The following is a 13,969-nucleotide window of genomic DNA, read 5'->3' on the forward strand; positions in this document are numbered from 1 at the left end:
GTCTGCGGGTCGGGACGGTGTTCCCGGATACCCTCGCGACCCAGCTGACCGCGCTGGCCAGGGCGGGTGAGGCGACCGGGGCGGAGCTGTGGGTGATGGCGCCGATGGTCGCCACCGCCGACGAGGCTGCCGGATTCGCCGCGCTCGCACGGGAATCGGGGTTGCGCAAGGTCGGTGCGATGATCGAGATTCCGGCGGCGGCGCTGCGGGCATCTGATCTGCTCACTCATCTCGACTTCGTCAGCATCGGCACCAACGACCTCAGCCAGTACACGTGCGCGGTCGACCGGATGGCGGGTGGGCTCGCGCATCTGCTCGATCCGTGGCAGCCCGCGGTGCTCGATCTGATCGCGATGGTCGGTGCGGCGGGGGTGGCGGCCGGGAAGTCGGTTGGGGTGTGTGGTGAGGCGGCATCGGATCCGACGCTGGCTCCGGTGCTGGTCGGGCTCGGGGTGACGAGTCTATCGATGTCGGCGCCCGCGCTGCCCGCGGTGCGGGCGGCGTTGTCGGGCGTTGACATCGAGAAGTGCAGGGAGGCCGCGGATGTCGCGTGTGCGGCGCGGAATCCGCAGCTGGCTCGTGAGGCGGTAGCGGCGATCGTCGGGCGGGCATGAATCGGAGAACGGTGCGTGCGGTTCGGCTGGTGGCCGGGCCTCGGCATTCCGACTGCCTGCGGCTCTCGTTCGGTCCCATGCCGCGGCGTCACCTGATCCGTGCCGTCGAAGTCGGCGGTGTCCGCACCTGGCCAGGATCTGTCGATGCCGACACAGCGAGCCGGCGCGGCATCACACGGCCTCGGATGGACGACCTGAACGCGAGCAGGTCTACCGGCGTGGGTGTGGGTAGACCGTTGGGCCAGATGCGGTCAGGCACACATCGGGGTGTGGCGTGGTGATCTCGCGGGGCGTGGTGCGTGGGCGGCTGCTGGGGACCGGCAACGGCGAGATCGCCGATGGTGTGGTCGAATTCGACGACGGGCGGATCAGCTGGGTCGGTGCTGCCACGAATTATCCTGTTGTGGAACAGCTTCCGGTGGCGAGCGCGGATCTGGTACTGCCTGGGCTGATCGATGTTCACTGCCATGGTGGTGGCGGGTTCGGATTTCCGAATGCCGATGCCGCCGGTGCCCGGGTCGCTGCGGCGAATCATCGTGGTCAGGGGACGACTGGGCTCTTGGGCAGCCTGGTCTCGGCGCAGCCTGACGTATTGGTCGAGCAGGCTGCGGTCCTTGCCGATCTCGTGGCCGATGGCGAGCTGCTCGGGATCCATCTCGAGGGGCCGTTCATCAACGCGATCCGGTGTGGTGCGCAGGATCCCGCAGCCATCGTTCCTGGTGATCCCACGTTGTTCGAGCGGATCTGCGAAGCGTCGCGTGGCACCGTCCGGTCGATGACCCTCGCGCCCGAAACCGCGCACTTCGAGGAACTGCTCGCTGCGATGCGGCGTCATGACGTGCTGCCGAGTCTCGGGCACACCGATGCGGATGCCGCCATGACCGCGGCGCGGATCGCGGATGCGATCGGCGGTCCGATCACCGCGACGCACCTGTTCAACGGGATGCCCGGCCTGCATCACCGCTCCCCCGGGCCGGTCGCCGCCTGCCTGGCTGCTGCCGGGCGTGGGGACATGGTGGTCGAATTGATCGCCGATGGCGTGCATTTGGCGCCGGAGACGGTGGCGATGGTGTTCGACACGGTCGGGCCCGCGCAGATCGCGCTGGTCTCCGATGCGATGGCGGCCGCCGGGTTGGGTGACGGCGACTATCAGCTCGGTGCGCTGGACGTGCGGGTGCGCGATGGCGTCGCCCGGCTGGCTACCGCGGAAGGAACGCCGGGTGCGATCGCCGGCGGGACCGCCCGATTGCTCGACGTGCTGCGCTGGACGGTTCAGCACGCGGGGATTCCGCTCGCCGATGCCGTCACCGCAGCCACCCGCACTCCCGCCCAGGTGCTCGGCCTCGACGACCGCGGCACGCTCTCGGTCGGTGCGCGCGCCGACCTCCTCGTCACCGACCAGTCATTGCAGCCGCGGCGGGTGTTCGTCGCCGGAACGGAAGGAATCTGATGGAGATCGTGATCCGGGCGGACGAACACGAGGTGGCTACGACGGTCGCCGATATCGTCGGCGGGTATGTGGAGCGTGGCAATGCGATCCTCGGTCTGGCCACCGGGTCGTCGCCGCTGGGCAGTTACCAGGAGCTGGCGCGGCGCTATCGCGCAGGTGAGATCGACTTCTCGACGGCGAGTGCGTTCCTGCTCGACGAATACGTCGGGCTGCCGAAAGAGCATCCGCAGTCGTACTTCTCGGTGATCCGCTCCGAGTTCGTCGACCATGTGAACCTCGATCCGGCGCGGGTGCTGAGCCCGAACGGCGAGGCGGGCGATATCGCGGGCGAGGGCAGGCGCTATGACGCCGCCATCGCCGCGGCGGGCGGGGTCGATGTGCAGTTGCTCGGGATCGGCACCGATGGTCACATCGGTTTCAACGAGCCGGGGTCGGCGCTGACCTCCCGGACCAGGGTGAAGACGCTCACCGAGCAGACCCGCAAGGACAACGCGCGCTTCTTCGACGGGCCCGAGAATGTGCCGCATCACGTGCTCACCCAGGGCCTCGGCACGATCGGCGAAGCCGGGCATCTGGTGATGATCGCGCTCGGTGCGGGTAAGGCCGACGCCATCGCCGCCGCGGCGGAGGGTCCGCTGTCGGCGTTCTGCCCGGCCTCGGTCATGCAGTGGCATCGGCATGTCACGGTGGTGATCGACGAGGCGGCGGCGAGCAAGCTGAAGCTGGCCGACTACTACAAGTACGCGCTGGCGAACAAGCCTGCATGGCAGTCTTTCTGACATGACCGCGCTCGAGTTCGCGGTGCAGGATGTGGCGGGTGCGGTCGGTGCTCGGCGGGTCGGTGCGGATCGGATGGAACTGTGTGCGGCGCTGGGCAGTACGGGTGGGCTGACCGCGAGCATCGGGATGATCGAGGCGGTCGTCGCGACGGGGATTCCAGTACACGCGCTGATCCGTTGTCGGGCAGGCGGTTTTGTGTATGCGGAGGCCGACGAGATCGCGGTGATGAATGCCGATGCGCGGGCGGCGGTGTCGGCGGGAGTGGCCGGACTCGTCGTCGGGGCGCTCACTGCTGACCATCGGGTCGACGTCGAGGTGCTGGAGCGGGTGCTCGACGGTATTCCGGTCGATGACATCGAATTGACCTTTCATCGCGCCATTGATCAGGTCGGCGACCGGTCGGCCGCCGTGGACACGCTGGTGGAGCAGGGAATGACCCGGGTGCTCACCTCCGGCGGCGCCGCCCGCTGCGCCGACGGTCTCGACGAACTCGCCGCGATGGTCACCCACGCCGCCGGACGGATCCAGATCATGGCCGGTGGCGGGATCACCGTCGGCGACATACCGACCCTGCACCGCGCCGGGGTCGATGCCGTGCACCTCTCGGCCCGCCGCGTCGTCGCCGACGACGGCGGACCCGGTGGTGGCGGCACCTCCGGTCACGAGCAACTGGATCAGGAGCTCGCGGCCGCGGCGGCCGCACAGTTGCGCACCGTGGATGCCGCTCGCTGATCGGCCATCCCTGCGCGGCATCGACCTCGGCGGAGACCGGATCGGCCGGTTGCTACGCCTTCGATTCGAACAGCGACCGGCCCGGATCGCCGATGACAGCGGGCCAGGTGGGCGGTGCCGCGGCCGACCACGAGCGACTGGATGACGAACTCCCCGCTGCGGCCGCTGCACAGCTACGGGTTGTGGATTCAGTCTGCTGCCCGACCACTCGCGTCGGCCCGGATCACGGCGTACCTGGCGGTGACGGCGTGCTCCGTCATGAGCGACCGGAGGACGAACTCGCGGCCGCCGCCCAGCTGTACGCAGTGGATGCGACCGGTTGACCGGCCGACGACCGAGCACTCGAGCGATCAATCGCGAGTGTCAGTTCGCTCGAACGGGCTCGGACAATCCATTCGCATCAGGTGGCCTGCGTCGCGTCCGCCCCCAGCACTTCGATGGCCGTCTACCTGCGCGAGTCAGCTCAGGAACGTTCGGCGAGGATGAGTTCCGCCTCGCCGGGATTGCAGTCGAACGCGGCCTGTACCGCGGCGATCGCCCCCGCGTGGTCGCCCGCCGCGGCCAACCGGTCGATCTCGGCCCAGCGGTCTGTCGGTGGCGCCACCGTCAGATCGAGGCTGCGTTCGAGCCTCTCCCACATGCGGGCCACGGTCGGATCTTCGGCGAGCAGTCCGCCCAGATGGGCCTTGAAGGCGGGGTGTTCGGTGCGGTACATGCCCATCCAGCTGCTGCCGGGCGGGCTGGCTTCGGCATTGGCGGTGCGGTCGGCCAGCTTCAGGATCACGGCGGGCGGGTGTGCGGTGATCTTGCTGTAGGCGTCGAGGTTTCGGGCCTTGCGGTCGGGGCCGATGCCGGTGACCGCCCAGACCAGGTCGAGAACCTCACGGCCGAAACGGGATTCGACCTCCTCGGCGGTGACGGGGGTGTCCTCGACGACGTCGTGGAGCCAGGCGGCGACGGCGAGCGAGCCGTTGTAGCCGAAATCGTCGAGCACGGCACGCACCGCCGCCAGGTGGGTGGCGTAGGGACGGTCGCCGTAGCGCTGGTCGCCGTGTGCCTCGACGGCGTACTCGCGTGCTTCGGTTTCCCGCTGATCGAACTCCATACCGCACCCCCGTGCTCGATTCTGGTCCTGTCGAGATCGACCCTCGCCGAGGCCACCGACAGGTGGCCCGGATCAGCGGGGAGCGGGTTTCAGCGCGGTGAGGATGCCGGTTTGGTACTTGCTCTGGGTGTACTCGAGGTCGGTGAATCCGGTGTCGCGCAGCTGGTCGGTGTAGTGGCGGATGTCGGCGTCGGCGAAGGGGTTGCCGCCGCCGAAGAAGGGGGCGAGTACCCGGCGCGCTCCCGGGGTGAGTGACGCGTCGGCGAGCAGCAACCGGCCGCCGGGGCGCAGGACCCGCCACATCTCGGCGAGCGCGGTGCCGCGCTGTGGCGCCGGAATGTGATGCATGACGAAAGTGCAGGTGACGATATCGAATTCGCCGTCGTCGAACGGTAGGTCCTGGGCCGGGGCCTGCTCGTAGCGGTGCTGTGCCGCGCCGGCACGCTGCCGATTGTCGGCTACCGCGATCGCCGAGGGATCGACACCGGCGGCCGTACCGGACGGACCTGCCGCGGCACCGGCGGCGCGCACGAGTTTGCCCGGCCCGCAGCCGATATCGAGCGTGCGGTGGCCCGGTGCGATACCGGCCTGCGCGACGAACTCGGCGAGCAGACGACGCTGCCTGCCCAGGAAGAACACCGCGGTGAACAGGTTGTAGCGGCGCAGGCCCGCGATGACCAGGCCGGTGTCGCTGTCGTCGACGAACATGGGAGTGAGAAGCTGGTTCTTTGACATGGGTCCATGGTCGAACGCAGCCACGGCGGCGACCAGAACCAGAACCGCCGGATCTGTCCGATTCCGGACACATCCGGGGAATCCGTCCCGTGGAGGAACGATGGCCGAGCACACCGATCGCCGGGTCCGCCGGACCAGGGACACCCTGCACCGCGCGCTGATCGAGCTGATGATCGAACGCGGCTACGACCGGGTGACGGTCAGCGACATCATCGACCGGGCCGACGTCGGACGTTCGACCTTCTACGCGCACTACCGCGACAAGGACGATCTACTGCTGGTCAGCTGCACCGAGTTTCTGCGCCGCGAGATCGCCAGGACCACCGCCCCTGGCTCGCCGATCGCGCCGCTGCGGGTGATGTTCCATCTCGCGGCGCAGTATCCCGAGGTGTATCAGCCGCTCATCGGCCCGAAGGCGACCACGACGGTGCTGCACTCCTACCGGCGGTGCGTAGCCGACCTGATCGGCGAGCTGGTCGACGGACTCGCCGCCGACACCGTCGCTTTCCTGTCGTGGGGGCTGGTGGGTGTCCTCGGCACGGTGATCGACCATAACGCCCCCGTCCCGCCCGCACAGGCATGGCGCCGTTTCGAGGCGCTGGCCCTGCACGGACTCAACGGCAGCGCAGATCAGGCCACGGCGGACGGCGCAGAATCGCCAGCGCCGCGATCACGCCGGTGAGCAGGCCGATCCATTCCCCCAGTTGGGTGATGCGATTGGAGTCGACGACGGGTGTCCAGTGCGCGCGGCCCTCGTGCACGACGAACACGCCAACGGGGTGGGCCGATCGCCCGAAGACACCGCCGCGCGCGACGGTGATGACGGTCGCGCCGTCGGCCGTCTCCATCGGTTCGCCGAACACCGTCGGCGGCGCGGCGACCGCCTCCTCGAGCCGATCCCTGATCGTCATCGGAAACCCCGTTCGTCGTTGCGGCACTGCTGACGAACATACGCCCGAGCGGCGCGGTCCTCGGCCTTTCGAACGCGGCGCGCGCGTTCACTGTCACCGGCGCTTGGCATGATGGGTGGGCCGAGCCACGACGAGAGGTGCCGAGCCCATGACCAGCACAGCGGAACAGGACATCCTGGCGACACCGTGGTCGCGTTCGATCGGTCTGCGAGTGCCGGTGGTGAACGCGCCGATGGGCGGTGCGGCGGGGGGACGGCTCGCGGCGGCGGTGACCGCGGCGGGTGGGCTGGGCATGATCGGGATGGGCAGCGCCGGATCGGTGGCCGCGCTGGAGCGCGAGCTCGCCGCCGCCGGAGGCACGGTGTCCGGGATCGGGCTCGTCGACTGGGTGCGGGAACGCGAAACCGGGCTGCTCGAGGCCGCGATCGCCGCCGGGCCGCGCATTCTGTCGATCAGTTTCGGCACCGATTTCTCGTGGGTGCCGGTGGTGCAGGCGGCGGGGATCCTCGCGGTGACGCAGGTCTACGACGTGCCGGGTGCGCATCGCGCGCAGGACGCCGGTATCGATGTGCTCGTCGCGCGGGGCAGCGAGGGCGGTGGGCACGGCGCCGACCGGCTCGCGCTCCTGCCGCTGCTCGACGCCGTGCTCGATATCGCGACGGTTCCGGTGCTGGCGGCGGGCGGGATCGGTTCCGGGCGCACGCTCGCCGCGGTGCTCGCGGCCGGTGCGGCGGGGGCATGGTTGGGGACCTGTCTGGCCGCGGCGGACGAGTCGTTGGTGCCCGAGAACGCCCGGCGGGCGATGCTCGCGGCCGATTCCACCCATACCGTCGTGACCACCGCGTTCGACGAAACGCTCGACCTGCCGTGGCCGCCGATCTATCCGGCTCGCGTGCTGCGCAACGACGTCACCGATCCCTGGTCGCGACCCGAGTTCGACGAGTCGCGGCCGAGTGCCGAGATGCTCCGCGCCGCCATCGAATCCGATGACGTCACCATCGCGCCGGTGGACGCCGGGCAGGGCGTCGGCCTCATCACCCACATCGAACCCGCCGCCGCGATCATCGACCGGTTATGCCATGGCGCGGCGGTGTTGTTGCGCCGCTGACGGCCGTATCGACCTCCGTGGTCGGTGTCCCCGCGCCGGTTCGTGGCTCACGTGGTTGCGACGCGCCTAACCAACCGGGTTGTGCAGGTCGACGGCTCGTGCGGGATCGTTCAGCAGGGCCGAATCGAGCTGGATCGTTTCCTCGGTCCGCCACCTGGCGTGCCAAATCGGTACGCCGCCTGCGAGATCCGTCTCCCGCGGAGTGGTGAGCAACGGCAGCTCGAGACGCGCCGCTGTCACGGTGACGGTGGCGTTGGCCGGGGTGTGGGACCAGACGTCGTCGACGACATCGGTGATCCGGATGCCGAGGCGATGGCCGGTGGCCAGGCGGGCGTCCTGCCAGAGCAGGCGGATCTGCGCTTCCGGGCTGACGGGGGCGATGCCGCGGGTGATGACGGTGGCGCGGCCGTCGGGTGCGATGTCGTAGAGCTCCAGGGCGACAGTGGCATTCGGCGGTCCGGCGAGGTTCAGCGTCGCGGTGGCCCGGCCCGCCAGGTGCAGCGAGCTGGTCACGGGCGCGGAGATCGACCAGATCTCGCGGTCGGGGCCGGGAAGCAGGCCGCGATCCTGGAACGTGCCGGTGCGCAGATCGACGGTGACGCGCTGGGAATCGACTGGAGGCCAGACACTTTCACCGCGCCAGCCACCATCGAACTGGCCGACGGTGACCGGCGGGCCGGGGACCTCTACCGCCGCGCCTGCGACGTGCCGGTCCAGGAACGCGGCCAGCTCCGTGTTGAAATGTGGTGTGCCACAGCGGCTGCGGCAATCCGAGTGCCCCCACTGACCGAACCACGCCCGGTGCTCGCCGGGGCCCATCCCCTGCCAAGCGTCGAGGACGCGGTCGGCTCTGGTGTTGGAGTCGAGGAAGCTCTGGCCGAGGAACAGCGGAGTCGTGTTGCCGCGCAGGTCCTCGACGATGTCGCGGTCGCGCCAGCCCGGGTTGGCGCCGTTGTGGTCGGTGGTGAGCGCGAGATAGCTGTCGGTGCATTCCTTCGTCATCTGGAGGGCGTTGGCCTGGTATTCGGGTGAGTCGTCCCAGCGGCCCGGGGTGTGGGCGATGGCCAGGTGTTCCGGGCCGGCGAGGTCGGCGGGGCGGAGGCCGTCCTCGGTCAGGGGTTTTCCGCCGAACTTCCACGAGATGCCCTGCATGTACAGGTAGGAGTACGGGTCGACGACCGGCTCGAACGCCGCGACCGCGGCCAGCCCCTTCGGTTTCGCGGCCAGCGCGAGCATGCCGGTCCAGCCTTCGTAGGAGGTGCCGACCACGCCGACCCGGCCCGTCGACCACGGTCGGCTCGCCGCCCATTCCACCGCGGCGGCCACGTCGGACTGCTCCCCCGGTCCACCGAAATCCGGGCACCCGTTGGAGCCGCCGAAGCCGCGCAGATCCACGATCACGTAGGTGTAGCCGGACTTCAATGCCCACTCCACCGGCAGGTTGTCGGTGGACGGTCCGCCCTCGGGGCGCGGCTGGGTGAGGTAGGCCAGGTGCGCACGGTACGGGCTCGCGGTCAGCAGTACCGGGGTGCGCACGTCGTCGGCCAGACCCGCGGGCCGCAGGATGTCGGCGTGCAGTCGCGTGCCGTCCGGCGCGGTCAGATACTCCTGCGTCCACGTGAACGCCGCATTCACCGGTTCGGCCGAGACCGGCGCCGCCATACCCAGCACCAACGCCACACCGGCGACGACCCGCGCCACCATCACACCCCATTGCACGGATGGACTATTGCCGCTCGAGGCAGCGGCGTCCAGCCCCGAGATCCGGGGGCCGAGGTGTGTCGCTACGGCTGCGGGCGGACGGTCAGGATCTGTTCGGCCACTCCCACCGGTCCCCGGGTGTCGTGCAGCACGGTGGTGGTCAGTCCCTGGCCCGCGTGGCCGAACGTGACGCTGGTGTCGAGGCCGGTCCAGGAACCCTCGGGTTGCCGGTACAGATGGATGGTCAGATCGACGTTGGGGAACATCCACTTGGTCGGCTCCTGCCGGACCGCGATCCCGTTCGCGGTATCCACCAGCGCGAGGAACGATGCCAGCGGATCGGCGGATTCCCCGGCGACCAGATTCACCGCCGACTGGATCCAGGCGGTGGTTCGCCCTGGTTGCGGGCGGCCGACGGCGCGGGCGTCGAGCGAGGCGATATACCCGCCGGGCCACACCGAGGTGAACGGCCACGGCGACAGCGATTCGGGTGCGGGCAACCGGTCGGGCTCACCGCCCGCGACGCTGTCGGTGTCCTGGGTACTCAGCATCCAGGCGCGGGCGCTCACGACGCTGCGGCCCGCGATGGTGACCGTGGCCTCGACCAGTTCGATGGTGCGGCCGGGGCGGACGGTCTTGACGTCGATGTCGAATTCCTCGAGCCCGATCCGGCCCAGGATGTCGTAGCTGATCCGGCTCATGACCAGCGCGGGGCGTTGTTCCCGCGCCCGTGTGCGCTGGATCTCGTGGACGATCAGCCCGGCCAGTGGGCTGAAGTGCTGCTCGGCGGTGTCCCAGGCGCCGCCCGCGTGGACGGTCGGCACGAAACGGTGCGTGCCGAGTCGTTGGAAGTAGCTGGTCGCGGGTGCGCTCATGTCCGTCACAAAACTCAACCTACGGGTCGAGTTTTCATCTCACAAGTCGGTTCACCATCCTTGTGGTCGACTTCACTGGTGTGCGGAGGTCGATCCGGGCACTTCGGCGGGGATGGTTCGACGACCGGCCCGGATATGATCGGCCGATGACTTCGATTGCGGACGAAAGCGTCGCGCCCGCCGGGCGCGCAGCGAGACGACGCGATCGCCGCAAGGCGGAGATGATCGATGCCGCGCTGCAGATCCTGTCCGGCAGCGGCTATCAGGGGATGCGGTTCGAAGACGTCGCCGAGCGTTCCGACATCGCGAAAGCCACCCTCTACCACTATTTTCCGAGCAAGGACGCGCTGGTCTCCGCGGCGCTGGAGAAGCTGACCTCCGATGTGCTGACCCACCTCGGCGAAGCTCTCGATGCCGCGGCGGATCGATCCGCGACCGACCGGCTTCGTTCGCTCGTCGCCGAGCAGTTGCGGGTGCTGACGGTGCTGTATCCCGAAGTGGGCAAGCTCTTCTCGTTCCCCGCGCCGTGGCCTGCCGAGCACACCGAAGCCATCAAGGCCATGCGCCGCAGGCACGATCGGATCTTCCGCGAGGTCGTCGACTCGGGCATCGCGTCGGGCGAATTCGACTGCCCCGACCCGTCGGTCGCGCTGCACTGCCTGCACGGCATCCTGAACCACGCCTCGATATGGCTCCGCCCCGATGCCGACCCCGACGGCCGCACCCGCGACGCCGTCGTCGACGAATCGTTGCGCCTGTTCGTCCGGGCCTGATCACCTCGCCGATCGGGCACGGTGTCCCGGTGTCGGACCCACCGGGTAGCTTCTCCGGCACGGGTGGGGAATCCCACTCGCTACGGGAGGGAATCATCATGGCCGAGCCCAGAACTCACCACTACCAGTTCGCCCACCAGGTCCTGCCGAATCTGGCCCAGCGGCTCGGCGCGCGCATGGTCACCGACGAGCCGCCGCACGGCTACACCGAACAGCTGAAGTACCTGTGGGACAACGTCGGCGAGCGACTGGCCGCCGAGGATCGCCTGCCGAGCGATGGCGTCACGGGCCGCCGCATCGACGCCGACGGATTCCGGCTGCTGCTCGTGGAACTACCGGCACCGACCGCTGCCGCGGAAGCACATTTCGTCGCGGTCGTACTGCCCGAGAACTCCGACGACGTCAGGGTGTTCACCCTCGAACGCGCCACCTTCCAGCCGGCGGACCGCAGCGACGCCACCATGCTCGGATCCTGGGCGGACCGCAGCCACTTCAACCTCGGCCCCGGCCCCCATCCCGACCCCGCCGCCTTCATCACGGCCATCCACTCGAAGCTCGCCGCCCGATAGCCCGGACGCACCACCGCCGCACTCAGACGATCCCTTTTTCGCCACTGCTCGAGCAGGTACAGGCGTCGTTGGCAGCGTTGGACTTCAGCCCCGTGGACTCGACCGCGCCGCTGTTCCTCTACAACGCCGTGCACGACGAGATCGTCAACATCGCAGGGCCCGACAAGGCGGTGGCACAGTGGTGCGCCGCGGGGGCGCCGATCACCTACACACGGGACCAATTGAGCGAGCACGTCAGTCTCGCGATCAGTGCGACTCCCGCGGTTCTGCGCTGGATCGATGACCGTCTGGCGGGGCAGGCCGCGCCGGACGGTTGCTCGACGCGCACGGTGCAGTCCATGTCGCTCGGTGGTGCCTAGCGCATAGGCAACGCACATCGCCCGCCCACGGAAACCGTGGACGGGCGATTCAGACACTGCTACCGACGAATCGGCTGCTGCGACTTACACGTCGTAGTACAGCTCGAACTCGTACGGGTGCGGACGCAGGTTGACCGGCGCGATTTCGCTGTCGCGCTTGATCTGGATCCAGGTCTCGATCAGGTCCTCGGTGAAGACGTTGCCTTCGGTGAGGTAGTCGTGATCCTGCTCGAGGCGGTCGATGACCGTCGCGAGGCTGGTGGGGGCCTGCGGGATGTTCTTGGCCTCCTCGGGCGGCAGCTCGTAGAGGTCCTTGTCGACCGGAGCCAGCGGCTCGATCTTGTTCTTGATGCCGTCCAGGCCGGCCATCATCATGGCGGCGAAGGCCAGGTACGGGTTACCCGAGGAGTCAGGCGCGCGGAACTCGATGCGCTTGGCCTTCGGGTTGTTGCCGGTGACCGGGATGCGGACCGCGGCGGAGCGGTTGCGCTGCGAGTACACCAGGTTGATGGGGGCCTCGTAGCCCGGCACCAGACGGTGGTACGAGTTGACGGTCGGGTTGGTGAACGCCAGCAGCGACGGGGCGTGGTGCAGGATGCCGCCAATGTAGTGACGCGCCAGGTCCGACAGGCCGCCGTAGCCGGCCTCGTCGTGGAACAGCGGCTTGCCGTCCTTCCACAGCGACTGGTGCACGTGCATGCCCGAGCCGTTGTCACCGAAGAGGGGCTTCGGCATGAAGGTGACAGACTTGCCTTCCTGCCACGCGGTGTTCTTCACGATGTACTTGAACAGCTGCAGGTCGTCCGCGGCGCCGAGCAGCGTGCCGAACTTGTAGTTGATCTCGGCCTGGCCGGCAGTGCCGACCTCGTGGTGGCCGCGCTCGAGCTCGAAGCCCGCGTTCTGCAGGTTGGTCGAGATCTTGTCGCGCAGGTCGACGTAGTGGTCGTACGGGGCGACGGGGAAGTAACCGCCCTTGTTGCGGACCTTGTAGCCCAGGTTGCGGCTGCCGTCCGGGTTGAACTCGTTGCCGGTGTTCCACGAGCCCGAGATCGACTCGATCTCGTAGAACGAGCCGTTCATGCCCGAGCCGTAGCGGATGCCGTCGAAGATGTAGAACTCGGCCTCGGCACCGAAGTAGGCGGTGTCGGCGATACCGGTCGAACGCAGGTACTCCTCCGCCTTGCGCGCGATGTTGCGCGGGTCGCGGGAGTACGCCTCACGGGTGAACGGGTCGTGCACGAAGAAGTTCAGGTTGAGCGTCTTCGCGGCACGGAACGGGTCGATCCGAGCGGTGCTGAAGTCGGGGAGCAGGAGCATGTCCGACTCGTCGATCGACTGGAAGCCACGCACCGAGGAGCCGTCGAACGCCAGACCCTCTTCGGCCAGGTCGGCGGTGAACGCCTTGGCCGGGATCGAGAAGTGCTGCTGGACGCCGGGCAGGTCGGAGAAGCGGATATCGACGTATTCGATGTCCTCTTCCTTGATGTACTGGATGACCTCTTCGGCCGTGCTGAACGTCACTTGTTCTCCTTACGGATCGGTTCCCAGCCAGTCACGATGCATGGGTTCGTCGCGACCTGACGCTATGGACGCGGTGTTTCCCTACAGTCAAGGCTGTGTTTCGCCAGTGTTACGCGTGCCGGATTCGAGGTGATGTCTGCCATCCGGGCGCGAGCTGCATCGTAATCCTGCCACCCGCCCGATCGTGCGATGACGTGACCTCCACTAATGCGGTCGTGGGCGGGCGATAGCGCGCCACTATCCTGGAAGCCATGGCGCGTATCACCGGCACATGGCTCTCCGGAAACCCCGCGGAACCGGGCGAGGGGGAAACATCCGGCTACCCCGGTGAGCTCTACGGGCTGCCGCGCGAAGGGGCGGGATCGCTGACCGCGACCTGGCGCCGGGTCGTCGCCCTGTTCATCGACTGGTTCATCGCGGTCGGCATCGCCGCGGTGATCACCCGTAGTTTCATCTCCTCGTCGGTGCCGCTGCTGGTGTGGTTCGTGATCGGCGTCGCCGCGGTGACGCTGTTCGGGTTCACCCCCGGCCAGTACTTCATGAAGCTGCGGGTGATCCGGATCGACGCCCCGGTGGCCGTCGGATTCGTGCGCGCGCTGGCCAGGCAGGTGCTGCTGGTGTTCGTCGTCCCCGCGCTGTTCACCGATGCCGACGGTCGCGGAATGAACGACAGCTCCACCGGAACCGCACTGTTCAACTCGCGCTTAGACCGCGAGGCGGACACGAAGCGGTCGAA

At 68.5% G+C, this 13,969-nt stretch carries 16 protein-coding genes; 10 read left to right on the forward strand and 6 right to left on the reverse strand.

Annotation, left to right across the window (positions count from 1 at the left end; translation table 11 throughout):
• From ACFWPJ_RS09975 to ACFWPJ_RS09990, 4 genes are all read left to right on the forward strand, one after another.
• Positions 1–614 (forward strand): putative PEP-binding protein (locus tag ACFWPJ_RS09975; RefSeq protein WP_378849323.1); only part of this gene is annotated, 614 nt, incomplete at its 5' end.
• A 277-nt stretch (positions 615–891) separates the two neighbouring features.
• Positions 892–2,064 (forward strand): N-acetylglucosamine-6-phosphate deacetylase, encoded by a 1,173-nt coding sequence (locus ACFWPJ_RS09980; RefSeq protein WP_378849349.1) that lies wholly within the window; start codon positions 892–894, stop codon positions 2,062–2,064.
• Positions 2,064–2,843 carry a glucosamine-6-phosphate deaminase gene (gene nagB, locus ACFWPJ_RS09985; protein ID WP_378849325.1) on the forward strand — a complete coding sequence of 260 codons (780 nt, stop codon included), beginning with the start codon at positions 2,064–2,066 and terminating at the stop codon, positions 2,841–2,843. Before ACFWPJ_RS09980 ends, nagB begins: the two co-directional genes overlap by 1 nt.
• 1 nt (position 2,844) lies before the next feature.
• A complete protein-coding gene (locus tag ACFWPJ_RS09990; protein ID WP_378849327.1) occupies positions 2,845–3,576 on the forward strand; it encodes a copper homeostasis protein CutC in 732 nt (243 codons plus the stop codon).
• Positions 3,577–4,039: 463 nt separating this feature from the next.
• Here the strand turns inward: ACFWPJ_RS09990 and ACFWPJ_RS09995 are convergent, their stop codons facing one another.
• Both ACFWPJ_RS09995 and ACFWPJ_RS10000 read right to left on the reverse strand, forming a co-directional pair.
• On the reverse strand, positions 4,040–4,681 hold the full coding sequence (locus ACFWPJ_RS09995) for an HD domain-containing protein (protein WP_378849329.1): 642 nt from the start codon (positions 4,679–4,681) through the stop codon (positions 4,040–4,042).
• Between the two features lie 72 nt (positions 4,682–4,753).
• Positions 4,754–5,416, reverse strand: coding sequence for a class I SAM-dependent methyltransferase (locus ACFWPJ_RS10000; RefSeq protein ID WP_378849331.1), 663 nt, complete (start codon positions 5,414–5,416; stop codon positions 4,754–4,756).
• Between the two features lie 100 nt (positions 5,417–5,516).
• Here ACFWPJ_RS10000 and ACFWPJ_RS10005 point away from each other — a divergent pair, with 100 nt between their 5' ends.
• The gene (locus ACFWPJ_RS10005) at positions 5,517–6,098 is read left to right on the forward strand and encodes a TetR/AcrR family transcriptional regulator (RefSeq protein ID WP_378849333.1); all 582 of its coding nucleotides are present in this window, start codon (positions 5,517–5,519) and stop codon (positions 6,096–6,098) included.
• On the opposite strand, the gene ACFWPJ_RS10010 is transcribed toward ACFWPJ_RS10005, so the two are convergent.
• Positions 6,031–6,327, reverse strand: a complete 297-nt coding sequence (locus ACFWPJ_RS10010) for a hypothetical protein (RefSeq protein WP_378849335.1) — start codon at positions 6,325–6,327, stop codon at positions 6,031–6,033. The two genes, ACFWPJ_RS10005 and ACFWPJ_RS10010, sit on opposite strands and share 68 nt — an antisense overlap.
• A 172-nt stretch (positions 6,328–6,499) precedes the next feature.
• On the opposite strand from ACFWPJ_RS10010, the gene ACFWPJ_RS10015 reads away from it, so the two are divergent.
• Positions 6,500–7,435: an NAD(P)H-dependent flavin oxidoreductase gene (locus tag ACFWPJ_RS10015; protein ID WP_378849351.1), complete on the forward strand. Its 936-nt coding sequence runs from the start codon at positions 6,500–6,502 to the stop codon at positions 7,433–7,435.
• 66 nt (positions 7,436–7,501) lie between these two features.
• Here ACFWPJ_RS10015 and ACFWPJ_RS10020 read toward each other — a convergent pair whose 3' ends face one another.
• Together ACFWPJ_RS10020 and ACFWPJ_RS10025 are read right to left on the reverse strand one after the other, a co-directional pair.
• Positions 7,502–9,154, reverse strand: coding sequence for a CocE/NonD family hydrolase (locus ACFWPJ_RS10020; protein ID WP_378849337.1), 1,653 nt, complete (start codon positions 9,152–9,154; stop codon positions 7,502–7,504).
• Positions 9,155–9,219: 65 nt separating this feature from the next.
• Positions 9,220–10,011 (reverse strand): thioesterase family protein, encoded by a 792-nt coding sequence (locus tag ACFWPJ_RS10025; RefSeq protein WP_378849339.1) that lies wholly within the window; start codon positions 10,009–10,011, stop codon positions 9,220–9,222.
• Between the two features lie 146 nt (positions 10,012–10,157).
• On the opposite strand from ACFWPJ_RS10025, the gene ACFWPJ_RS10030 reads away from it, so the two are divergent.
• The 3 genes from ACFWPJ_RS10030 to ACFWPJ_RS10040 all read left to right on the forward strand — a co-directional run bounded on the left by ACFWPJ_RS10030 (position 10,158) and on the right by ACFWPJ_RS10040 (position 11,712).
• Positions 10,158–10,784 carry a TetR/AcrR family transcriptional regulator gene (locus tag ACFWPJ_RS10030; protein WP_378849340.1) on the forward strand — a complete coding sequence of 209 codons (627 nt, stop codon included), beginning with the start codon at positions 10,158–10,160 and terminating at the stop codon, positions 10,782–10,784.
• Between the two features lie 98 nt (positions 10,785–10,882).
• Positions 10,883–11,353, forward strand: a complete 471-nt coding sequence (locus ACFWPJ_RS10035) for a hypothetical protein (RefSeq protein ID WP_378849342.1) — start codon at positions 10,883–10,885, stop codon at positions 11,351–11,353.
• Positions 11,354–11,421: 68 nt separating this feature from the next.
• Entirely contained in the window at positions 11,422–11,712 is a 291-nt protein-coding gene (locus ACFWPJ_RS10040; RefSeq protein ID WP_378849344.1) for a lipase family protein, read from the forward strand.
• An 84-nt stretch (positions 11,713–11,796) separates the two neighbouring features.
• On the opposite strand, the gene glnA is transcribed toward ACFWPJ_RS10040, so the two are convergent.
• Complete coding sequence (glnA, locus tag ACFWPJ_RS10045; RefSeq protein ID WP_378849345.1) at positions 11,797–13,233, reverse strand: type I glutamate--ammonia ligase; 1,437 nt, start codon at positions 13,231–13,233, stop codon at positions 11,797–11,799.
• 251 nt (positions 13,234–13,484) lie between these two features.
• On the opposite strand from glnA, the gene ACFWPJ_RS10050 reads away from it, so the two are divergent.
• Positions 13,485–13,969 (forward strand): RDD family protein (locus tag ACFWPJ_RS10050; protein ID WP_378849347.1); only part of this gene is annotated, 485 nt, incomplete at its 3' end.

The organism is Nocardia sp. NPDC058497 (assembly GCF_042720195.1).
Taxonomy (GTDB): domain Bacteria; phylum Actinomycetota; class Actinomycetes; order Mycobacteriales; family Mycobacteriaceae; genus Nocardia.

Bases quoted from the DNA above. Each gene is read 5' to 3' on its own strand.
- ACFWPJ_RS09995 (WP_378849329.1), bottom strand. From the start codon at position 4,681: ATGGAGTTCGATCAGCGGGAAACCGAAGCACGCGAGTACGCCGTCGAG.
- ACFWPJ_RS10010 (WP_378849335.1), bottom strand. From the start codon at position 6,327: ATGACGATCAGGGATCGGCTCGAGGAGGCGGTCGCCGCGCCGCCGACG.
- nagB (WP_378849325.1), top strand. From the start codon at position 2,064: ATGGAGATCGTGATCCGGGCGGACGAACACGAGGTGGCTACGACGGTC.
- ACFWPJ_RS10025 (WP_378849339.1), bottom strand. From the start codon at position 10,011: ATGAGCGCACCCGCGACCAGCTACTTCCAACGACTCGGCACGCACCGT.
- ACFWPJ_RS10000 (WP_378849331.1), bottom strand. From the start codon at position 5,416: ATGTCAAAGAACCAGCTTCTCACTCCCATGTTCGTCGACGACAGCGAC.
- ACFWPJ_RS10005 (WP_378849333.1), top strand. From the start codon at position 5,517: ATGGCCGAGCACACCGATCGCCGGGTCCGCCGGACCAGGGACACCCTG.
- ACFWPJ_RS09990 (WP_378849327.1), top strand. From the start codon at position 2,845: ATGACCGCGCTCGAGTTCGCGGTGCAGGATGTGGCGGGTGCGGTCGGT.
- ACFWPJ_RS10030 (WP_378849340.1), top strand. From the start codon at position 10,158: ATGACTTCGATTGCGGACGAAAGCGTCGCGCCCGCCGGGCGCGCAGCG.
- ACFWPJ_RS10035 (WP_378849342.1), top strand. From the start codon at position 10,883: ATGGCCGAGCCCAGAACTCACCACTACCAGTTCGCCCACCAGGTCCTG.